This is a genomic window from Nitrospirota bacterium (assembly GCA_030645475.1).
In the GTDB taxonomy this organism is placed as follows: Bacteria; Nitrospirota; Nitrospiria; order Nitrospirales; family Nitrospiraceae; genus Palsa-1315.
Window position 1 is genome coordinate 23,436 of record JAUSMA010000029.1, and the last position, 19,319, is coordinate 42,754.

Annotated in this window: 23 protein-coding genes and 4 pseudogenes; 26 read left to right on the top strand and 1 reads right to left on the bottom strand. The window is 57.5% G+C overall.

What is annotated here, in order from left to right; translation table 11 throughout:
• Positions 1-28 precede the first annotated feature (28 nt).
• The 23 genes and pseudogenes from Q7U76_06795 (at position 29) to Q7U76_06905 (ending at position 14,940) form a co-directional block, all read left to right on the top strand.
• The gene (locus Q7U76_06795) at positions 29-298 is read left to right on the top strand and encodes a CsbD family protein (protein ID MDO8356081.1); all 270 of its coding nucleotides are present in this window, start codon (positions 29-31) and stop codon (positions 296-298) included.
• Positions 299-693: 395 nt separating this feature from the next.
• Positions 694-1,260, top strand: coding sequence for a ferritin-like domain-containing protein (locus Q7U76_06800; GenBank protein ID MDO8356082.1), 567 nt, complete (start codon positions 694-696; stop codon positions 1,258-1,260).
• Between the two features lie 162 nt (positions 1,261-1,422).
• Positions 1,423-1,827: a DUF948 domain-containing protein gene (locus Q7U76_06805; GenBank protein MDO8356083.1), complete on the top strand. Its 405-nt coding sequence runs from the start codon at positions 1,423-1,425 to the stop codon at positions 1,825-1,827.
• A complete protein-coding gene (locus Q7U76_06810; protein MDO8356084.1) occupies positions 1,817-2,137 on the top strand; it encodes a YtxH domain-containing protein in 321 nt (106 codons plus the stop codon). The genes Q7U76_06805 and Q7U76_06810 overlap by 11 nt, the downstream gene beginning before the upstream one ends.
• 64 nt (positions 2,138-2,201) lie before the next feature.
• Complete coding sequence (locus Q7U76_06815) at positions 2,202-2,369, top strand: DUF3309 domain-containing protein (protein ID MDO8356085.1); 168 nt, start codon at positions 2,202-2,204, stop codon at positions 2,367-2,369.
• A 112-nt stretch (positions 2,370-2,481) separates the two neighbouring features.
• Positions 2,482-2,706, top strand: a complete 225-nt coding sequence (locus Q7U76_06820; GenBank protein MDO8356086.1) for a DUF3185 domain-containing protein — start codon at positions 2,482-2,484, stop codon at positions 2,704-2,706.
• Positions 2,707-2,780: 74 nt separating this feature from the next.
• Positions 2,781-3,314: an OmpA family protein gene (locus Q7U76_06825; protein MDO8356087.1), complete on the top strand. Its 534-nt coding sequence runs from the start codon at positions 2,781-2,783 to the stop codon at positions 3,312-3,314.
• 43 nt (positions 3,315-3,357) lie between these two features.
• Positions 3,358-3,867 (top strand): hypothetical protein, encoded by a 510-nt coding sequence (locus tag Q7U76_06830; GenBank protein MDO8356088.1) that lies wholly within the window; start codon positions 3,358-3,360, stop codon positions 3,865-3,867.
• A 444-nt stretch (positions 3,868-4,311) separates the two neighbouring features.
• Positions 4,312-4,965 (top strand): annotated as a pseudogene (locus Q7U76_06835) (Crp/Fnr family transcriptional regulator).
• A 449-nt stretch (positions 4,966-5,414) separates the two neighbouring features.
• Positions 5,415-5,571, top strand: a pseudogene (locus Q7U76_06840) (DUF3309 family protein).
• Between the two features lie 14 nt (positions 5,572-5,585).
• Positions 5,586-6,008, top strand: a complete 423-nt coding sequence (locus Q7U76_06845) for a hypothetical protein (GenBank protein MDO8356089.1) — start codon at positions 5,586-5,588, stop codon at positions 6,006-6,008.
• On the top strand, positions 6,005-6,580 hold the full coding sequence (locus tag Q7U76_06850) for a hypothetical protein (GenBank protein MDO8356090.1): 576 nt from the start codon (positions 6,005-6,007) through the stop codon (positions 6,578-6,580). Before Q7U76_06845 ends, Q7U76_06850 begins: the two co-directional genes overlap by 4 nt.
• Before the next feature lie 93 nt (positions 6,581-6,673).
• Positions 6,674-6,883 (top strand): hypothetical protein, encoded by a 210-nt coding sequence (locus Q7U76_06855; protein MDO8356091.1) that lies wholly within the window; start codon positions 6,674-6,676, stop codon positions 6,881-6,883.
• Between the two features lie 683 nt (positions 6,884-7,566).
• Positions 7,567-8,310 (top strand): annotated as a pseudogene (locus Q7U76_06860) (cache domain-containing protein).
• Positions 8,311-8,499: 189 nt separating this feature from the next.
• A pseudogene (locus Q7U76_06865) lies at positions 8,500-9,204 on the top strand (ATP-binding protein).
• Between the two features lie 55 nt (positions 9,205-9,259).
• Positions 9,260-9,724 (top strand): response regulator, encoded by a 465-nt coding sequence (locus Q7U76_06870; protein MDO8356092.1) that lies wholly within the window; start codon positions 9,260-9,262, stop codon positions 9,722-9,724.
• Positions 9,725-9,733: 9 nt separating this feature from the next.
• Complete coding sequence (locus Q7U76_06875; GenBank protein MDO8356093.1) at positions 9,734-10,783, top strand: response regulator; 1,050 nt, start codon at positions 9,734-9,736, stop codon at positions 10,781-10,783.
• Positions 10,784-10,810: 27 nt separating this feature from the next.
• Positions 10,811-11,443: a response regulator transcription factor gene (locus tag Q7U76_06880; protein ID MDO8356094.1), complete on the top strand. Its 633-nt coding sequence runs from the start codon at positions 10,811-10,813 to the stop codon at positions 11,441-11,443.
• Positions 11,444-11,621: 178 nt separating this feature from the next.
• The gene (locus Q7U76_06885) at positions 11,622-11,972 is read left to right on the top strand and encodes a hypothetical protein (protein MDO8356095.1); all 351 of its coding nucleotides are present in this window, start codon (positions 11,622-11,624) and stop codon (positions 11,970-11,972) included.
• A gap of 381 nt (positions 11,973-12,353) precedes the next feature.
• The gene (locus Q7U76_06890; GenBank protein ID MDO8356096.1) at positions 12,354-12,704 is read left to right on the top strand and encodes a hypothetical protein; all 351 of its coding nucleotides are present in this window, start codon (positions 12,354-12,356) and stop codon (positions 12,702-12,704) included.
• Positions 12,705-12,812: 108 nt separating this feature from the next.
• Entirely contained in the window at positions 12,813-13,535 is a 723-nt protein-coding gene (locus Q7U76_06895) for a Crp/Fnr family transcriptional regulator (protein ID MDO8356097.1), read from the top strand.
• 110 nt (positions 13,536-13,645) lie between these two features.
• Positions 13,646-14,566 (top strand): hypothetical protein, encoded by a 921-nt coding sequence (locus Q7U76_06900; GenBank protein ID MDO8356098.1) that lies wholly within the window; start codon positions 13,646-13,648, stop codon positions 14,564-14,566.
• Positions 14,567-14,703: 137 nt separating this feature from the next.
• The gene (locus tag Q7U76_06905) at positions 14,704-14,940 is read left to right on the top strand and encodes a CDGSH iron-sulfur domain-containing protein (protein MDO8356099.1); all 237 of its coding nucleotides are present in this window, start codon (positions 14,704-14,706) and stop codon (positions 14,938-14,940) included.
• Between the two features lie 188 nt (positions 14,941-15,128).
• On the opposite strand, the gene Q7U76_06910 is transcribed toward Q7U76_06905, so the two are convergent.
• Entirely contained in the window at positions 15,129-15,281 is a 153-nt protein-coding gene (locus Q7U76_06910) for a hypothetical protein (GenBank protein ID MDO8356100.1), read from the bottom strand.
• Between the two features lie 316 nt (positions 15,282-15,597).
• On the opposite strand from Q7U76_06910, the gene Q7U76_06915 reads away from it, so the two are divergent.
• The 3 genes from Q7U76_06915 to ftsH all read left to right on the top strand — a co-directional run bounded on the left by Q7U76_06915 (position 15,598) and on the right by ftsH (position 19,313).
• Positions 15,598-15,744: a lmo0937 family membrane protein gene (locus Q7U76_06915; GenBank protein ID MDO8356101.1), complete on the top strand. Its 147-nt coding sequence runs from the start codon at positions 15,598-15,600 to the stop codon at positions 15,742-15,744.
• A gap of 79 nt (positions 15,745-15,823) precedes the next feature.
• Positions 15,824-16,816 (top strand): DUF1207 domain-containing protein, encoded by a 993-nt coding sequence (locus tag Q7U76_06920; GenBank protein MDO8356102.1) that lies wholly within the window; start codon positions 15,824-15,826, stop codon positions 16,814-16,816.
• A gap of 691 nt (positions 16,817-17,507) precedes the next feature.
• Positions 17,508-19,313: an ATP-dependent zinc metalloprotease FtsH gene (ftsH, locus tag Q7U76_06925; protein MDO8356103.1), complete on the top strand. Its 1,806-nt coding sequence runs from the start codon at positions 17,508-17,510 to the stop codon at positions 19,311-19,313.
• The last annotated feature ends 6 nt before the right edge of the window (positions 19,314-19,319 follow it).

Consider the following 19,319-nt stretch of genomic DNA (forward strand, 5'->3'; position numbering starts at 1 on the left):
GAGAGAACCGCTCAAGGGGAGAGACCGTATGAACGCGGATCGACTCAAAGAGAAATGGATGCAGTTCAAAGGCGAACTGAAACAGCAGTATGGCAATTTTATCGATGACAGCGCGAAACAGATCGAAGGCAACGACGACACGTTCATCGGTAAAGTTCAGGGGCGGTATGGCGAGAAAAAAGATGCGTTCATAAAAGAGGCGGATCGGCGGCAGCAACAGCCGTGGCCACAATGTTGGGGAAGCAGCCCCACTGAATGGATGCGATTCACGAGAGATGAACCAACGACCTCACGATGAAAGAGAGGGCCTGAGCAATGGGGAACAACATATTGATGCCGCTGAACCAACCCGCCATCTCATGGCGTCCCGTTGCCCCTGCGCTGTGTCTGGCCCTCGCCCAGGCAGGCCGCCGGAAGCACAGTTCCCAGCCGCAGCCCGGATCACCAGGCACGTCGGCGAGCGGAACATGGCGGCCACGTTGATGCGGCGGATGTCGCGTTGCGAGCTGGCATTCGTGGAAGCTGTCCGAGAATGACAGGCAAGCCTCGGGTGACTCGTAATCGGGACACTAGAAACGGGGCATTCGCCGAAAGGAGAGAATCGTGAAAGACACTACATCGATCAAAGAAGCCACATCGACAACGACACAACCTGAAACAGCAGTACCTCGGAGGTCCCGGAAAGAGGAAATCGTGAGGGAAACCATCGGTCTGACAGATGTGAAGACGCTCCGGGCTCGGGCACGGCAGGGGATCGAGGACGGTGCCATGACCGCAGGCTATAAGGCCAAAGTGGAGACAGTGATCAAGCTGCTGAACGAAGCCCTCGCCACGGAAATTGTCTGCATCCTTCGCTACAAGCGCCATTATTTCATGGCCAGCGGGATCAATTCTCTCAGCGTGAAGGCCGAGTTTCTCCAGCATGTTATTGAGGAACAGGCCCATGCCGATCAATTGGCCGAACGCATCGTTCAACTCGGGGGTGAGCCGGACTTATCTCCTGAAGGGCTGCTGAACCGGAGCCACTCGGAATATGTCGAAGGGGACTCCTTGCTGGAGATGATTACAGAAGACCTGATTGCCGAACGGATCGCGATCGACAGTTACCAAGAAATGGTCACCTGTGTCGGCACGGATGATCCCACGACCCGTAAGGTGTTGGAGCAGATCCTCGCTCAAGAAGAAGAACATGCCGAGGATCTGTCCAGTCTCTTGAAGGACCTCGGTTCTGAATCTCAACCTCATCGCTCGGGTCGCTAATCGGGTGGGAAAGAAGGTGCACCATGGGAAAGGCATTTATTCTCTGGCTACTGGGAGTGCCGTTCACCTTGCTCGTCGTCCTCTGGGTATTCGGTGTCCTTCGATGATCTGGCGTGTGAAGAATTTCCATCTCGCAGAGCCGCATAGCGGAGGAGGCGCGTGATGATTGTCGAGATTGCCCTCTGTGTGGGGGCGGGGGCGTTAGTCGTGCTGGTAAACGCGTTGGTTCCGCTGTTGAGACAGCTCAGGAGGCCGGTGGCCGAATCAGAACATCTGCTGGTCCAGATGAATGCCGAGCTGCCGTTGTTGCTCAAAGAGATGCGGGCCACGACTGAGAACCTGAACGCGCTCATTGCGCAGGCGCAGGGAGGAGTCGAGCATGCAGCAGTGCTGCTGCACGCCGCCGGTGCATTGGGCGACACCGTGCAGCGGGTTCATGAGATGGTCGGAGGTACGAGCCGGTCGTTGTTGGTCAGCCTGGCCAGCATGGTGGCGGGGTTGAGGGCGACGACGACCGTCGTCAAGTCACACATTCACCGAGAAGGAGGGACGCATAATGGGAAATGACAGAGGCTGTTCACTGGGAGCCGTGGGATTGGCGTTTGTGGGCGGAGGGTTGTTGGGCGCTGCGATGGCGCTGTTGCTGGCGCCGCAGTCCGGCCGTGAGTCACGAGAGCAGTTGCGAGGCTATGCGCGGCGAGCGGAAGAGAATATCCATGAGTTCGCCGATACCGCCACCCAGGTCGTGGAGCAGGCGGTGGACAGAGGCCGCGAGTTCGTCCGGGAGAACAAGACGGTCCTGACCGACGCGGTGGAGGTCGGGCGTGCGGCGATGTCACGGGAGCGTGAGCGGCTGTCTGGCGAAAAAAACGCGTGACGGTAGAATGTCTAGACGCAGCTGAGAGCCGATAGGTTGAACGCGGAGAAAAAAGAGGCCCACGATGAATATGATTGTGACCGTATTGCTGATTTTGTTGCTCGTTGGCGCGCTGCCCACCTGGCCGCACAGCGCCGAGTGGGGCTATTACCCGAGTGGCGGGTTGGGTGTAATTCTGCTGGTCCTGGTCGTCCTGGCCCTGACCAACCGGCGCGGACGGACAGCGTACTGAGAGATCTGTGGCAATTGCTCGAGCTCGCCCGCGGCGCCCCCGTCTCATGCACAGGGATTGGCATCGCAGGGAAGAAGCAGCCCGTCATGTTCGCATGCGAAAGGATAGGACTATGAAAACAGCAACGATTCTCGGCATTGCGCTCATTATGCTCGGCATCGTCGCGTTCACCTACCAAGGCATTACGTATACCACCCGTGAAAAAGTGATCGACCTCGGCCCACTCCAAGCCACGGTCGACAAGAAAGAGACCATTCCGCTGACGCCCCTCGTCGGGGGATTGGCGCTCGTCGGCGGTATCATGTTGCTCATCGGTGGAGCCAGGAGAGCCTCATGACGTGACGACACTTCTTGCGATGCAGCGCAACGAGGCTTGTCGGTGACAGGCGGAAGCCGCGGGAGCGAGAAACCGTGAAGACCGTGACCGTCCTCGCAAATGTGCTGATGAGTCTGGTGCTGGTGGCCGGATGTGCAGACCCGACTGAGCAGCGGCTCAGGCAGGTGCAGCATGAGTTGGAGCAGGTGCTACGAAGGGCCTTGCGCGATGGTGACATCAGTATCCAACGGACCAGCGATCATCTCACCATCGTGATTGCCGAACGGCTCCTCTTCGACGCCGGGAGTCCTGAGATCACGCTGAACGGCATCGACGTGCTGACCCGGATGGGAATAGTTTTCACCGCGGCATCGTTCAAAGAAATCCGAGTGGCTGGGCATGCCGACAAGGCTCCAGCCTCCGACCCTTCCACCCAGTATTTCGAAAAATTAGCCTTATCCAAAGCTCGTGCGACGCACACGGTACGTGCGATGAAGGCATACGGGGGGAATTCACAGAGTTTCATCGTCGAATGGTTCGGGGACATCCGGCCGATCGCCAGTAATGAGACTGAAGAAGGGCGGCAAATGAATCGCCGCGTCGAAATCCTGCTGTACATAGGAATTTGACCGGACATTTTCATGCGCGAGCAGCAAAGGTCACGGACAAGTTATGATGCAGAATCTGGATGCAACGTCATTGTTATTCATGTTGCTGGGCCTGATTGCCGGCGTTGCCGCGATCTATTATGCATTCGGGACCGCTCGTGAATGGCTGGGGCGATGGGGACGCGCCACCAACGGCACGATCCGCAGGGCGGTCGTGCCCGATTTGTCTCTCGATGGGCACATCGCCACCCAATGGACTGAAGGCCGGGTGCGGTTGGATTTCCTTCTGGCCATGATGAAGAAGCTTGGACTCTCGTTGGAGCAGGAGGTGGAGACCCTGAGGGGGCTCGATCATGCCGATCCCCGGTACGAGAGCGAAGCCCGTAAGATGGTCGAACCCAACCTGCGGCGTTTCACCTTCGATCGACATTTGCGGGATGAGTGCCGTACGCTGATCCCCTTCCTCCAGTTCTGCGCCCATGATCTGGCGGAATCTCAGGGCCTCGACATGACCCAGAAATTGCGCGTCCTCGCCGAGATCCAAGCGGCTTTCGAGTTGGTTGATCGCGGCTGACTGAACGTGCGGTCAATCGGTTATCCCCTTTGCTCACAGGAGGTCCCGTTATGAACGTCCTACGCGCGTGTGTCGTAGTGTCACTTCTGTTTCTCGGCGCTCCAGCGCATGCACAACACCTCTGCGAAGACTGTCTCAAGGCCGCGCAGGACCAGCTGAAGCAATGCCGCGAGAGTGCGATTAGCGCAGAGGATAAGAAGTCCTGCCTGGAGAGACAGGAAGCCAAAGCGAAGACCTGCGAAATCGGTGCATGCAAGATAGAACGGGACAGGAGTACGAAGAGAGATGATACCCTCCCCCAGAAGAAGTAACGGGCTTATGAGAGGGAACAGACATCTGGCCTCCCCTGATTGACAGCAATACGTCATGTTTTCATAATAACCACGCGTGTCAGGCACCGGCGTGCTGTAGGTGCTGTCCCTTCTTTTGAATGGAGTTCCCCTGATGGCGCGTAAGCAACCTCCGCAGTTTGTCCCCAAGACCTTTCTCGCAAAAGTCGTCCTCGGCACAACATTGCTGTAGTCCGCAAAGCGTCAACTGATTTTTTCGCAAGGGGATGCGGCGGATGCCGTGTTCTATGTTCAGACCGGCCAGGTCAAGCTCACCGTGGTCTCGCAGCAGGGCAAAGAAGCCGTCATCGCGATGCTGGGGCCGGGAATTTTTTTCGGGGAAGGGTGTCTTGCCGGGCAGCTGGTATGCATGGCCACGGCGACCGCCGCGGCAAATTCCACGCTCGTCCGCATTGACAAACAAGCGATGATTCGTGTGTTCCACGACGACCCCAGCTTCTCCGAGAAGTTCCTTGCCTATCTCCTGACACGCAACATCCGCATCCAAGAAGACTTGGTGGATCAACTCTTTAACTCGTGCGAGAAGCGGCTGGCGCGAGTGCTGCTGCTGATGGCCCACTTTGGGAAAGACGGCAAGTCGGAGGCGATCATTCCGAAGATCAGTCAGGAGATGCTGGCCGAAATGGTCGGCACCACGAGGTCACGGGTGAGTTTCTTCATGAACAAGCTTCGGAAGCTGGGCTTCTTGGAGTACAACGGTGGTGTCCACGTGCATAGCTCCTTCCTCAGTATCGTGCTCCACGACTAGCAGGCTGTTCAGGAAGGCCGCCAGCAGCGTTCTCGCGGCGCGCAGAGGCTCAACGTACTGCCGAGAGTACGCTTTTCGCCTCTCCGCTTGCTGCGGCCTTGCTTGGGACAAGACGCGTCTTGGCGCGCCAGGGTTGGGCGGGTGAGAAGTCTGGCCTTTCTGGACAGCCTGCGACTACTTTTGACAGCGTCTACAGCTGTTCTGGCATGCGCATTTCTGCAGTGGCTTGGTAGTTTGTCAAGAACCTGCTAGCCGAATATAGCAGCAGTCCTCCAGCAGAAGAGGATGGCTTCCCCTTAATGGTGCTGCGCGGCCCCATCATTTTTTCCAACCTGAGCAACTCTGAACAGATGCCTCGTCATCGACAGGCGTAGTCTTACAGGTAGCCCCTCACGGGTCATCTGGTCCTGACCGTTGTATCGTCTTATCGGAGAGGAAGGAGTCGCAACCTGCTCAGCACAATTCTTATTGTTCTCTTGGTTCTGTTTCTCATCGGTGCTTTGCCGACCTGGCCACACAGCACCAACTGGGGGTATTACCACCAGTGGTGGAGTCGGCTTACTCCTTCTGATCCTGCTCATACTCCTTCTGACTGGACGGCTCTGAGGCCCGGCCCGGTGATGCGCAGATTCCAGCAAGCCAGCAAGTTCCTGCGGGCATTCCTCACTGGCACCTTCGTCCTCGTGTCGCCCGGCACAGGATTCGCTCAGGAGCCTGCCACCACCGATGAGCTGAGAGCTCCGGCATCGCCGCAGGCTTCTCCCATCGGCCCGCCTGCTCTCGATGGGCCGAATCAGTCTCTGAACTGGGAGACAAGGGCCGGTCGGAGCTACGTCATCCCGGCCGGCGAGCTGATCGGGTATCTCGTACTCTTGAATCAGTTCGACCGCCGTTTCGTCGATCCCAAGGACGTCTACCGCACCGGCACCAAGTCGACATGGAAGAACCTGACCGACTCCAAGTGGGTGGTCGATACAGATCCGTTTGCCACGAATCAGTTCCTGCATCCCTATGGAGGGTCGATCTACTATGGGATCGCGTGATCGACCGGCCTCACCTTTTTGGAGTCATTCGGGTATGCCGCCGTCGGCAGCTTTATCTGGGAGTTCGCGGGCGAGACCGGAGCGCCCTCTATCAACGACCAAATCACCACTCCGATCGCGGGAAGTTTCTTGGGCAACCGCTCTTCCGGATGGCCAGCCTGTTGTTCGAGAGCGGCGGCGGCAGGCCCGGGTTCTGGCAAGAGCTGGGTGCGGCGGTGCTTTCGCCGCCCATCGGTTTCAACCGCCTCGTCTTCGGCAACCGGTTCGATGCCGTATTCCCGAGCCACAATCCGGCCATCTCGACGCGGTTTCAGCTCGGCGCAAGTGTCAATACGGTCCTGACCGGTCCAGCCACCTCGAAATTCAGAGAGAATGAAGCGACCGCAGATTTCCAGTTGGCCTACGGGCTACCCGGGAAGCCCGGCTATCGCTACACACGCCTATTCGATTACTTTAGCTTCCAATCCACCGCCTCTTCCGCCAACACGTTCGAGAATATCATCACCCGCGGCCTCCTGGTCGGAGCACCGTACGGAATCGGCGATTCCTATCGCGGAGTCTGGGGCCTCTAGGGGACCTACGATTACATTTCGCCGCAGGTCTTCCGTGTCTCCAGTACGGCCCTCTCGCTCGGGACGACCGCCCAATGGTGGCTCTCACAGAGCGTGGCGCTCCAGGGAACGGCCCTCAGTGGCGTCGGCTATGGCGCAGCGGGCACCATCCGCGGTTCGGGTGAACGCGATTATCACTACGGGGCCACCCCGCAGGGGCTCCTCGAACTTCGTCTGATCATGGGCGATAGGGCCATGGTTAACATGACCCTGCACGAATACTATGTGAGCGGCGTGGGGTCCACCGAGAATCGTGGATCGTAAACCATCGCCCGCGGGACGGCGTCGTTCACCCTGCGAGTGTACGACCAACATGCCATCGCGCTCAGGTACATCGCGTCGACTAGGGATGCGCATTATTCGGACCTGCCCGACAGGCACCAGACGGTGGGAACCATCACCATTGGCTACACCTACCTCGGGAGCACCGATTTCGGCGCGGTGGAATGGCGCTAGAGCCGCCGTCGGCTGCTGAACCGACAAACGGATTTGTGGCTAGACGTAGATGAGCCTGTCATCGGGGGTGAGGAACAGACGATGCTCCACATGTAATGTAACAGATAAGTGGCATTAACCCGGCGGCGATTGCCGTGAAGCTGAATCGTTCGGCCTCGACAGGTTCTCACGATCTTTGTCGAAACGGTCGGACTCGATCGAAGACGCGTTGTGGCCTTGGATGACGAATTGATGGGGAAACCTGCTCCCGCCTGCTGCACATCCTTGCAGCGGCAGGTCCTTGGGGTGTATCCATAGATCGGTCCCAACGAGACAATCGTGAGAAACAGAGTTGGGTTTCTGAGAACAAGAGGGGAAGAGCGTTGACGCTTCAGGCACGATTGGACCTCGACAAACCCTGGTGGTCGGGAATCTTATTGCCCCTGGCGTTGCTCCTATCATTTGCAGTCGCCGTCGGAGTGGTATTTTATACGACGGCGTCTTTGAGAGCCGTGCTGGTCGAAGAAAGGGGCGCAGACCTCGCCAGAACTGCCGCCAGGGTCGCGGATAGGCTTGACCGTGTCTTGTTTGAGCGGTTCGGCGATATCCAGTTGTTTGCGAATGACAGAGTGCTCTTAGAAAGCAACCCGGCTGCGAAGAGACAACGGTTACTGCAATACAAGCAAATGTACTGGCAGTATTCCTGGATTGGGGTGACCGATGCGACTGGTCGAGTGGTCGCGGCGACCGACGTGGTTGTCAGGCCAGAGACCGGCGGGCCGACAAAGGGCTCGGTAGAGGGTGGAACTCGGCCAGAATGGTTTCAACGGGTGCGACAGACGGGGCAGGTACATCTGGACTCGGCTCAGCCTTCACCAGAGTCAGAGGGGATTATGGTGGTGGGGTTCTCGGCTCCGATCTCTGGGCCACAGGGAGAGTTTCGCGGAGTAGTGACGAGCCAGGTCCCGCTGGAAAGCCTTCGAACCATTCTTGCGCAGGAAGCGAAGCTCCAACATGGAGAAGAAGCCCACGACTGGTTGGTGCTGGACCGTCAAGGAGCGGTCATCATCGAGAAGGACCAACCGACGGGTTTGGACCGTACTCTGCCGATGATGGACCTGTCTTCCGTCAGACGAGCAGCCGGGGAGCGTGACAAGTCCGGCTTTGTGGAAGAACTGCACCAGCGCCGGCAGATTCCTGTGGTGACCGGCTACGCGACCGCAGGAGGCTATAGTAAATTTCCTGGATTCGACTGGACTGTGTTGGTTCGGTTGGATCGTGACCGTGCCTATGCTCCGATCAACCGGCGCGTCTGGGCCATCGTCTCCGTTGGGCTCCTGCTCGTCATGCCGTTGGCCGGCTTCGGCATATGGGCGTCGTGGAGGCTGATTCGCGAGCAGCGCATTCTTGTGGTGTCGCAGCAGGCGCTGAAGGATAGCGTCGCCGAACTCAGCCGCTCCAACTCCGATCTGCAACAGTTTGCCTATGTCGCCTCCCACGACTTGCAGGAGCCGCTGCGGATGGTTGCCAGTTACGTGCAGCTCTTGGCGAGGCGCTACAGGGGCAAGCTGGATTCCGATGCCGACGAGTTCATCTCGTATGCCGTGGACGGGGCCAAGCGCATGCAACATCTGATCAATGACCTGTTGGCGTACTCACATGTGACCTCCCAGGGCCAAGTCTTTGAACCGGTGGACTGTAACGGGGTTCTGGAGGAGGTGCTGAACAATATACAGGTCGCGGTTGAGGAGAGCCGGGCGGTCGTGACTCATGATCCTCTCCCCACCGTGATGGCCGACGAGAGACAACTGGGGCAACTCTTTCAGAATCTGATCGCCAATGCCATCAAGTTCCACGACGCGGAGCCACCGAACATTCACCTGTCGGCTGAGCAGCGGTCCGGCGATTGGCTCTTCTCGGTTCGTGACAATGGCATCGGGATGGACCCCCAGTATGCCGAGCGGATCTTTGTCATTTTTCAGCGCCTGCACGACAGAGAAAAATATCCCGGCACCGGCATCGGCCTGGCCATCTGCAAGAAGATTGTGGAACGCCATGGCGGACATATCTGGGTGGCATCGCAGATAGGACAGGGAGCCACCTTTTATTTCACCCTGCCGATAGTCGCCCAGAGCCACCAGGGCTCGTGAGGCGTGACATGAGCCGTAGGGCACCTATGACGTTGAGCGAAGGAGGCACGACCGCATGAACACCTATATGAATGTCAGGCCCGTGAAGATTCTCTTAGTGGAAGACAATCCCGGTGATGTCCGTCTCACAATTGAGGCCCTCAAAGAGGCCAAGGTTCTCAACAAGCTTATATTCGCCAAGGACGGCATCGACGCCTTGTCGTTACTACGTCAGGAAGGGCAGTATGCAGACGTTGCGCCTCCGGATCTCATCCTGCTCGACCTCAACCTTCCCAAGAAAGACGGTCGGGAGGTGCTGGCTGAGATCAAGAATGACGACAAGCTGAAACACATTCCCGTGGTCATTCTTACGACCTCTCGGGACGAAGAAGACGTGTTGAAGAGCTACAACCTCCATGCCAATTGCTACATTAACAAACCGGTGGATTTGGATCAGTTCATGAAGGTGGTGAAGACGATCGAAGATTTCTGGCTCGGGATCGTGGTGTTGCCGAAGAATGACAAGAACAATGCCGTGTGAGTCATACCGATGCACATCCTCCTGATTGAAGACAATCCTGGCGATATCCGGCTGCTGCAGGAGTATCTGAAAGAGGGCAGCACCTGCCGGTTTCAGATCACGCAGGCGGACAGGCTGTCGATCGGGCTTGAGCGCCTGGCTGAAGCACGTTTTGATGCGGTGCTGCTGGATCTCTCGCTTCCCGACAGTCAAGGGATCGACACGCTGCTCCGATTGCATGGGGCCGCGAAGGGCGTGCCGATCGTCGTCCTGACTGGCACCGAGGATGACGTGCTGGGGGTACAGTTAATCCAGGCCGGCGCCCAAGACTATCTGGTCAAGGGGCAGGTGACCGGCCATCTGTTAATACGTTCCATCCGTCACGCTGCTGAACGCAAGCGGGCAGAGGAAGCGCTGCAACGCGCATTGGGCGAACTGCGTGCCCTCACACGGAAGATGGAAGCCGTGCGGGAGGACGAACGGACCAGGATCGCTCGGGAATTGCACGATGAATTGGGGATGCGCATGACCTGCCTGAAAATGGACCTTACGCGGCTACAGATCCTCATGAACAGCGCGTCTCATTCCGCAGTGGAGGAGAAGTTTCAGTCGATGATCGAGGTCGTGGACACCACCATCGTCGCCGTGCAGGCACTGGTCTCAGAACTGAGGCCCGGGGTGCTGGATGATCTCGGATTGGTGGCAGCCGTTGAATGGCAGTGCCAGGATTTAGAACGGCGGAGTGGCATCCGATGTCTCGTGGACTCCGAGGCCGGGGATATCCCGCTGGGTTCTAGCAAGGCCACAGCCGCCTTTCGTATCTGTCAAGAAGCGCTCATTAACGTCGTGCGGCATGCCGGGGCGAAGGAGATCCGCGTGCGACTGGAGGCATTCGAGGGAGTCCTGAGACTGGAGATTCACGATGATGGACAGGGGATCCTGCCGGAGACAATCACCGAGGCGACATCGTTGGGTCTGTTAGGGATGCGTGAGCGGGCAGAAGCAGTCGGGGGTACGTTCCGGATTGTCGGCCTGCCGGGACAGGGGACGACCGTGACGGTGCGAGTGCCTTGCGGGTAAGCCGTAGGGCAGAGGTAGGAGGAGCCGGTGCTGAAATTTTTGATTGCCGACGATTTCCCGCTGTTTCGGCGGGGGGTGAAAGAATTGCTGGCCGACGGCCTGGGGGAGGTCACGGTTGGCGAATGTGGCAACGCATACGATCTGCTGGAGCTGGTCCGGCTGAAGAAATGGGACATGGTGATCCTGGATATCACCATGCCAGGAACCACCGGGACGGAGGCGCTGACGCAGCTGAAAACCAAATGCCCGAAGCTGCCGGTCCTTGTGCTCAGCATGCATCCGGAGGATCAGTACGCCGTCCGCATGTTCAAGGCCGGTGCGGATGGATATCTGGCCAAGGCGAGCGCACCGGAAGAACTCGTGAAAGCCATCAAGAAGATACTCGGAGGAGGACAGTATGTCAGCCCCGCGTTGGCAGAAACATTGGCGCTGACGCTCAAGGCGAATACCGGCGACACCCCTCATAAGCAACTGTCAGACCGTGAATATGAGGTGATGTGCCTCATTGCATCAGGAAAGACGGTCTCTGAAATCGCCGAGACGTTACATCTCGGCGTGACGACCATCAGCACTTATCGGGCGCGCATCCTGGAGAAGATGAATCTCAAGAACAACGCTGAGCTCACTCGATACGCGCTCCACCGCGGACTGGTCAGCTGACCAGTCCGGTTCCCCTCTCGTGTCCGTAGGCCCCGCCAATCATGCATCCATTATTCTGTCGTTCAAACCACGACAGAATAATCGAACTGCCGCCGATGGTGTCCCCCACGTTAGGACAGTATAAGTAAAGCACGGAAGATTCAGGCGCTCAACGCAACACCGTGCAGAGGAGGGAACCATGAAGTACGAATCCACCCAGATCATGTCACGCATCGAATGGTGCCGGCTCCAGCAACAACTCCACTCGGTCACGAAGGATGAACGCGCAGGTTGGCGGGCCGAGGAAGCCGGCCTCACGGATGCCTTGGGCGGTAGCGATCGGATCGCGTTCATGCGAGGGGAACACCAATCTCAGTTCCCTCGCTATCAACGAGGTCTCCAGGATGGGCAAGCGCTCCTCCGTCTTAGCACGTCGACTCCCTGTGGCATGACACGTATGGAGGGCTGGAGCCCGCTCTTGGCCCCAGCCTTGGTGAACAGCCGGCCCTCACAAGTTTTTCCGTCAGCGCAAATGGAGTCTGTACGATGATCTGCCCATATGATGATGGCCTTGTGGCCCATGAGTATCTGTTCGATCCTCCGGAAGGGCTTGTTTACCGGGTGAATGAAAGAGGTGGTGTATGTCTCTTATGAGAATAGTTGCTCAGTCCACTCGGAGGGTGCCGTCCACTCTAAGGAGCGCAACGCTCATCGCACCAAGACTGCTTCCTGTTTGTTGTGTGTGTGGACTCATTCGAGAGGAGACCGGATTGTCTCTTCATCGCGAGCGCTGGGTATCGCCACGGACCTATCGACAGACCCATGGCGTGAACTCAACCAAGCTCGCACTCACGCACACCTACTGCCCGAAATGTTTCATGAGGGTCCAGAAGGAAGTGCAGCAGTACCTCAAGACGATCGGAACGCCATCATGAATCCGCGCATTGGTGTTGCAAACATCGATTCCGCTCCGTTCACCCTGTCCGATGTGTCTCGCCGGACAGCGGTCAGGGCCGCACAGCCGCGCAAGCAGGCGTCGGCTCCGTCTGACACATCCTGTCTGCGTTGTGGTGGGTTATTCGTTCCCAGTTATACGGCATCCCTGGAACGGGACTTTATCGGCGCACCGGAGACGCTGTGGCGTTGCGTCAACTGCGGCGATTGCGTGGATCCCGAGATCCTGGCCAACCGAGGGGCGCGTGTCTTGCCAGCGCGCCAGCGTGCGAGACCACGAACTCATGTGCCGATACCGTTGTTCCGCAGCCTGCGACAGGCGGTGTGAGGGGGAGCACATGCCGCTGACCGATGAAACCATGAAGTAGGCCACTACCGGCACGATCGATCCTGTACGTAGATCACGAGTGTATTCGACCCGAAAGGAGTTCCCGTCATGACTACCACCTATTCGCTTTCCGCAAGCCCTCGCACCTCAACCGTGAGATCTCCTGGAACGGTGCCCGTCCGAAGCACAGAAGCGGTGCCATTCAATCCCCGGACTTTTCTGGCACAAGCCGGCGACAGTCGAACGACTCTGCAATGCCAGAAACACCAGATGCTTTTTGCGCAAGGGGATACGGCCACCGCCGTGTTCTACGTCCAGACAGGCCAGGTCAAACTCTCGGTCGTGTCGCAGCAAGGGAAAGAGGCCGTGGTCGCGATCCTGGAACAGGGAAATTTTTTCGGGGAAGGGTGCCTCGCGGGGCAACTCCTGTACATGGCCACGGCGACTGCCATGGGCCACTCCAGTATCGTGCGGATCGATAAACAGGCGATGATTGATGTGCTCCACAACGAGCCGGCGTTCTCCGAGCTGTTCATGGCCTATCTCTTGACGCGCAGCCTTCGCATTCAAGAGGACTTGATCGATCAACTCTTTAATTCTGCCGAGAAGCGGCTGGCGCGGACGCTGCTGCTCCTGGCTACGTTCGAGAAAGCCGGTCAATCGGTATCGGTCATTCCCAAAATCAGTCAGGAAACGTTAGCCGAAATGGTCGGTACCACGCGGTCGCGGGTGAGTTTTTTTATGAATCGGTTCAAGAAGCTCGGCTTCATTGAGTACACCGATGGCTTGCATGTGCACAAAGCTCGCCTCAATGCCGTACTGCTCAATTAGCAGGATGCCGGCAACGTCCGCCGGCCTGTCTTGTTCCTAGCGAGAGAACCGTATGAATGGTCCTGTTCAAGAGAGTCAAGAAGCTGTAGACAATACAAGGATTAAAACTGATGGGAAAGATGATGATTCTCGGTTCGATGGTTCTGAGTTTGTTGGTGCTGGAGCCCTATGGGTTTGCCGACGAAGCCGGGAAGTCCGGGACAATCGCGCCGCATATGAAAGTCAGCGGGGTCGTGTCCAAAGTACAGGTGGATCAGGTGACGGTAAAAACGTCTTGGGGACAGATCGTCATCTCGTCTGCCACGGCACCGAGCAATCTGAAAGTGGGCGAAGAAGTGGACATGCAGGTGAGCGGTAACAATGTCGTGATCGATGTGCACCGAAAAGGGGAGAAGGCGCTGTCCCATCGGTACCTGTCGGGCAACCTGACCTATGCGTCATCGGACAAGAAAGAGATCAAGCTGTGGACACCGGATGGCGAGAAGACGTTTGACGTGCAAACGGGCCGATCGAAGATGTCGGCGTTCGAGGAGGGCGCACCCATCACGATCGAACTGAACGAAGCCGGGAAAGTGATCGACATCCATCGCGTGTCGGTTGAGATGAGTTTTGACGAGCACCCCCGCATGTCGCCTGGCCATGTGATCCAGGTGAATGGAGCAGTCACCAAGATCCAATCCGGCGTCATCTATGTGAAGACGCCGACGGGACAATACACCATCAGTGCGAACACCGCTCCTGCGAATGCGGCAGTCGGTGATGAGGTGTCGCTCTGGCTCAATGACGAAAATATGGTCATCGACCATCACGGAAAAACCAAGCATATGAAGGGCGCCCATCGTCTGATTTTCGGCAAGTTGATCTATACCGGCACGACGAAGAATCAGATCAAGCTCTCGACTCCGGAAGGAGAGCAAGTGTTTCCGCTGGAGCGGATGGAAGTGAAGACCAAGGCGATCGCGGAAGGCTCGCAGATTGTGGTGGAGCTGAACGAGGAGGGGACTGTGATCGATCTTCGAAAGGCACAGTGACGGCGTCCGACTGTTGAGCGTATCGGCGACAGGGGCCATCGTCGGACTGACGATGGCCCCGGCCGATACGCAGCGCCTAACCCGTGAATCGTGACGCGCGGCGCGTATACCCGAAGTGATGAGTAGGAGGTCAGATCATGGATAAATCGGTCATTGCAGCCAAACAACCGGCGGTGCTCACATTGGATCCGGGCACCTATCATTGGTGTCAATGCGGGCGTTCGAAAACCCAACCGTTTTGCGATGGGTCCCATCAGGGAACCGGGCTGACGCCGGTCGAGTTTTCGTTGACGGAGAAGAAGCAAGTCGCGTTGTGCCAGTGCAAGCAAACCAAGACCCCACCGTTCTGCGACGGCACCCATACGTCGTTGTGAACTCGCCGGAAGGCTCGTCAGGAGACCAAGGTGTCAGAGCGCATTTCGCGAGAGGTGGCGTGGGCTAGTTCATCGGTCCTGCTAGTTTCCTTGGTCTCTCTCGTGTATTTGGTTCGACAAAAGAAAGAAACAAGACAGGCCTCGCACCAACGGGGGGTCTTCGCGAAAGACAGCACGACCCGATACCCCTACATATCTATCGGCACTGCCGCTGACGATGGAGTTGCGGTTTGCTGACCTTGCAGCGTTCCCTTCTCAATATCGTCCTCCACGACTTTGTCCATCATCGCATCAGGGTCGGCGGTTTCTCCAGGAACCTGCGTGACGTTGCCCCGGATCATCACTATTCAGATGTGAGCTGTTTTGAGCATCTCCTCATCGGTCGATGGGGCATATTGCGGCAGCCTGGTCGCCCGAATGAGACATCAGCGAGCCCTGGCAGCAGGGCACTCGCGCGATGAGGTGTATGGAGGTTCTGCCCCGCAAGACTGTGCGCGGAGAGCGACTCCGTCGAAAAGTTAAGCATTCACTTGTCGTCGTCCAAGCCTCGGATGGGACGGTCAAAAAATCCGTTTCAATGAATGGCGCGGCTCTTGCCTGGTTGGAGCTGGACTGCAGATTTTCGGATGGCTCATTCGGGGTAAAAGGAGAAATAACATGCTCGAGACTATTGCTGTCGTGTTGGTTGTTCTCTGGATTCTGGGTCTTGTCAGCTCGTACACCATGGGCGGATTCATTCATGCCCTCTTGGTCATTGCGATCGTGGTGATTCTGGTTCGTGTCATTCAAGGTCGACGCGTGTAAGGTCCCCTTAAGGGATAAAAACTGTGCCAACAACTGTCGTGGGTTTGCGCAAGCCGCTCGAATGAAGGGGGAGATAACAGTGTGGGGCCGTTGTAAGATTCGAGCCATTCAGGTGAATGTCTGTTGGGTGTTGGTGCTGGGGGTTGTACTGTGGGTGACCGGGGTGTCTGTGGCCCGGGCGGGTGACGCCGAGGGCGAGAAGGTGGCTCCTCCTGTCGATTGTCGATACGAGTCAGCCACTCAGGGCTCTGCGGCAGAAGGCCCTGATTCGACGGTGAGTATTCCCTTCCCCGGTGGCGATGTCTTTCGTCCGCTCTTTGCGGACCCGAAGCAGCCGCAGACGTTCGCAACCTTACAGGCCGTGAGGAACCGAGACTCAAAGACCTCGACCACGGTGGGATCGGTCGGGTTCGGAGAGAACTTCGGATTCTATTCGCGCCGGGACGGCTGTAACGGATGGCAGGTGGGGCTTCTGGCCGGTGTCTTCTCTCAATTCGATATGAATGCGCCGTCCTCAGACCTCATCAATACCGATTACGTGGTCGGTATTCCGGTGTCCTGGCGGAGCGGCCTCTTCTCGACGCGTGTGCGCCTCTATCATCAGAGCACGCACTTGGGCGATGAGTTTGTGCTCCATAATCCCGGAGTCGGCCGGGTGAATTACAGTTATGAAGAAGCGGAAGCGATTTTGTCCCTGGATGCCCCTGGCGGCTGGGGCCGCCTCTATGCCGGTGGCGGATACTTACTGCATCGCGAGCCGGCCAACCTGGACCGGTTGAAAGTCCAGGCAGGGGTCGAACTGCGAGGGCCGACGTGGAGCAGCGGTCCGATTGAACGATTCGTGAGCGGGCCGCTCGTCGTGACCCCGGTCCTCGGGGCGGACTTCAAAACATTCGAACAATTGCATTGGACCCTCGACGTGAATGTCGTGGGCGGGCTGGAATTTGCGCGGGCTGGAGCACTACGACGGTTCCGAGTCCTCGTCAACTACTATCACGGCAACAATCCCTATGGGCAGTTCTATGGGCAGAAGGTTGAAAGTGTGGGGCTCGGTATTTATCTGGCGTTCTAGCAGGACGCTGAAAAAATCCGCCAGCTGGAAAACGCTGAACGATGAGTGCTGAACGATGAACGAAAAGCGATGTTCACTTCAGCACTCACCGTTCAGTTGTTCGCTCGCTGCGGCCTTACTGGACGACATTTTTGAGCATCCTGAGGCGATTGAGGCCTCCATGCCATGCGGAGTATTCACCCGTATTTTTCGCATGCACCGAGTTTTTCCGCAGCCTGCTAGTCGTGGCGGGAATCTGAGGCTCTGGTCATCCGAAGCAAGACGAGTACTCGTGAGCCAGTGACTAACAACATATCCATTTCGATCTGATCCGCCATTTTTCTCAAGGCGTGGGGCTCGATATGTTCTGGTCGTCGATCCCGCAGAGGCAGTGTTCGCGCACGGCGTACGGCGGGCTGGTATGTTGCTCCCTGCCGTTGCTGTTGTCTGAATGCCCATTAGACCGAATGTAGCCTTCCGCTACAGCGCGAGTTTTCTGTGCTGTCGCAAGACTCCCCATACGTCGTGGAATCTTCTCGCTTGAATGGTTTAACTACTCAATAATGCAAGGAAAATCTGTGCGATTTCCTGAGCAGCAAACGGCCTTTGGTTTGCAACGATCTGCTTGCGACGCGGTCGCTCACCCTCGCTTTGCGAGGGTGGCACTATGCGATCGTCTTTACCCTCTGCTCTCTCTGGATAGGTGCCAGCTATGCCAGTGAATAACAAAATATCTTTTTCGATCTGGTACGTCTTTCTCGCCATTTGGGCGGTCATTCTCGTGCACGATTTCATTCAGGCCATGCAGAAGCTTGAAGAGCTTCCCTATAGCGAGTTCAGGACACTCGTAGCGGCCGGTAAAGTGGAGGAAGTTATCGTTACTCACCAGACACTGACTGGGAAGCTGAAGCAGGAAGAGAGTGCCAAATCGCAGAAGCCGTTTACGACGATTCGTGTCGAGGACCCGGATCTTGTCAAAGAGCTGAACGCACATCACGTGAAGTTCACCGGTGTGATTGAGAGTACGTTCCTGAAGGACCTCATCTCGTGGCTGCTGCCGACGCTGGTCTTCGTGGGCATCTGGTTTTTCATCTTCCGTCGGTTAGGGCAGGGCCAGGGCGGGTTCATGACGGTGGGGCAGTCGAAGGCGAAGATCTATGCCGAGAAAGACACGAAGGTCACCTTCGCTGATGTGGCCGGCGTGGACGAGGCGAAGGACGAACTGCGCGAGGTGATCGAATTTCTCAAGACGCCGGAAAAGTTCACGCGACTCGGAGGAAAGATTCCAAAAGGGATCTTACTCGTCGGCCCGCCAGGCACCGGCAAGACGCTCCTGGCCCGCGCCGTGGCCGGAGAGGCCGGGGTGACGTTTTTCAGCATCAGCGGGTCCGAGTTCGTGGAAATGTTTGTGGGGGTGGGGGCAGCCCGCGTGCGGGACCTGTTCGAGCAGGCGAAGGTCAAAGCGCCCTGCATCATCTTCATCGATGAACTGGATGCGATCGGAAAAGCGCGCGGCATGGGACCGATGGCACATGAGGAGCGTGAACAGACCTTGAATCAGTTGCTGGTCGAGATGGATGGCTTCGATCCCCGCATCGGCGTCATTCTGATGGCGGCGACCAACAGGCCGGAGATTCTGGATCCCGCATTGTTGCGGGCCGGTCGCTTCGACAGACAAGTATTGGTCGATCGTGCGGACAAGATCGGACGCCTGGCCATCTTGCGTGTCCATGCGAAGCAGGTGGTCATGGGTCCCGATGCGGACCTTGAGGTGATCGCCGCGATGACTCCCGGTTTCTCGGGCGCCGATCTCGCCAATATCATCAACGAGGCGACGCTGTTGACCGTTCGCCGTGGCAAGGAGCAGGTCGGTCTCTCGGAATTGCAAGAAGCGGTCGAGCGGGTCGTGGCTGGGTTGGAAAAGAGAAACCGGGTGCTCAACAAGATGGAGAAGGAACGGGTCGCCTACCATGAAGTGGGCCATGCGCTGGTGGCGCTGTCGTTTCCGGGGGCAGACCCGATTCAGAAGATCTCGATCATTCCTCGCGGGATTGCCGCGTTGGGCTATACCCTTCAGCTCCCGACCGAGGATCGATTTCTCATGACGAAGACGGAGTTGGAGAACAAGGTCGCGGTGTTACTGGGAGGACGGATTGCGGAAGAATTGATCTTTGGCGAGGCCTCCACGGGTGCGCAGAACGACCTAGTCAAGGCCACGGACATTGCCAAGAGTATGGTCAAGTCCTACGGGATGAGCGGCAAGCTGGGCACCGTTACGCTCGATCGTGAGCGCCAGTCGTTCTTTATGCAGATCCAGGCGCCTCAGGAGAAAGGCGACTATTCGGAAGAGACCGCCCGTGAGATCGACTGCGAAGTCCGCCGTATCATCGATGAGCAGTATGAGCTGGTGAAGCGGCTGTTGGCGGAGCAGAAGGCCTCGCTCCTCGAAGGCGCGAAGCAGTTGCTCGAGCACGAGGTGATCAGCGGGGCGGAACTCAAAGCGATTATGGACAAGTAGGAATGT

What these genes read in the sequence shown, in the direction of transcription:
- Q7U76_06830 (MDO8356088.1), top strand. Translation starts at nt 3,358, where the DNA reads ATGATGCAGAATCTGGATGCAACGTCATTGTTATTCATGTTGCTGGGC.
- Q7U76_06795 (MDO8356081.1), top strand. Translation starts at nt 29, where the DNA reads ATGAACGCGGATCGACTCAAAGAGAAATGGATGCAGTTCAAAGGCGAA.
- Q7U76_06875 (MDO8356093.1), top strand. Translation starts at nt 9,734, where the DNA reads ATGCACATCCTCCTGATTGAAGACAATCCTGGCGATATCCGGCTGCTG.
- Q7U76_06905 (MDO8356099.1), top strand. Translation starts at nt 14,704, where the DNA reads ATGGATAAATCGGTCATTGCAGCCAAACAACCGGCGGTGCTCACATTG.
- Q7U76_06815 (MDO8356085.1), top strand. Translation starts at nt 2,202, where the DNA reads ATGAATATGATTGTGACCGTATTGCTGATTTTGTTGCTCGTTGGCGCG.
- Q7U76_06845 (MDO8356089.1), top strand. Translation starts at nt 5,586, where the DNA reads ATGCGCAGATTCCAGCAAGCCAGCAAGTTCCTGCGGGCATTCCTCACT.
- ftsH (MDO8356103.1), top strand. Translation starts at nt 17,508, where the DNA reads ATGCCAGTGAATAACAAAATATCTTTTTCGATCTGGTACGTCTTTCTC.
- Q7U76_06820 (MDO8356086.1), top strand. Translation starts at nt 2,482, where the DNA reads ATGAAAACAGCAACGATTCTCGGCATTGCGCTCATTATGCTCGGCATC.
- Q7U76_06805 (MDO8356083.1), top strand. Translation starts at nt 1,423, where the DNA reads ATGATTGTCGAGATTGCCCTCTGTGTGGGGGCGGGGGCGTTAGTCGTG.
- Q7U76_06870 (MDO8356092.1), top strand. Translation starts at nt 9,260, where the DNA reads ATGAACACCTATATGAATGTCAGGCCCGTGAAGATTCTCTTAGTGGAA.
- Q7U76_06915 (MDO8356101.1), top strand. Translation starts at nt 15,598, where the DNA reads ATGCTCGAGACTATTGCTGTCGTGTTGGTTGTTCTCTGGATTCTGGGT.
- Q7U76_06910 (MDO8356100.1), bottom strand. Translation starts at nt 15,281, where the DNA reads ATGATCCGGGGCAACGTCACGCAGGTTCCTGGAGAAACCGCCGACCCT.
- Q7U76_06900 (MDO8356098.1), top strand. Translation starts at nt 13,646, where the DNA reads ATGGGAAAGATGATGATTCTCGGTTCGATGGTTCTGAGTTTGTTGGTG.
- Q7U76_06890 (MDO8356096.1), top strand. Translation starts at nt 12,354, where the DNA reads ATGAATCCGCGCATTGGTGTTGCAAACATCGATTCCGCTCCGTTCACC.
- Q7U76_06895 (MDO8356097.1), top strand. Translation starts at nt 12,813, where the DNA reads ATGACTACCACCTATTCGCTTTCCGCAAGCCCTCGCACCTCAACCGTG.
- Q7U76_06810 (MDO8356084.1), top strand. Translation starts at nt 1,817, where the DNA reads ATGGGAAATGACAGAGGCTGTTCACTGGGAGCCGTGGGATTGGCGTTT.
- Q7U76_06885 (MDO8356095.1), top strand. Translation starts at nt 11,622, where the DNA reads ATGAAGTACGAATCCACCCAGATCATGTCACGCATCGAATGGTGCCGG.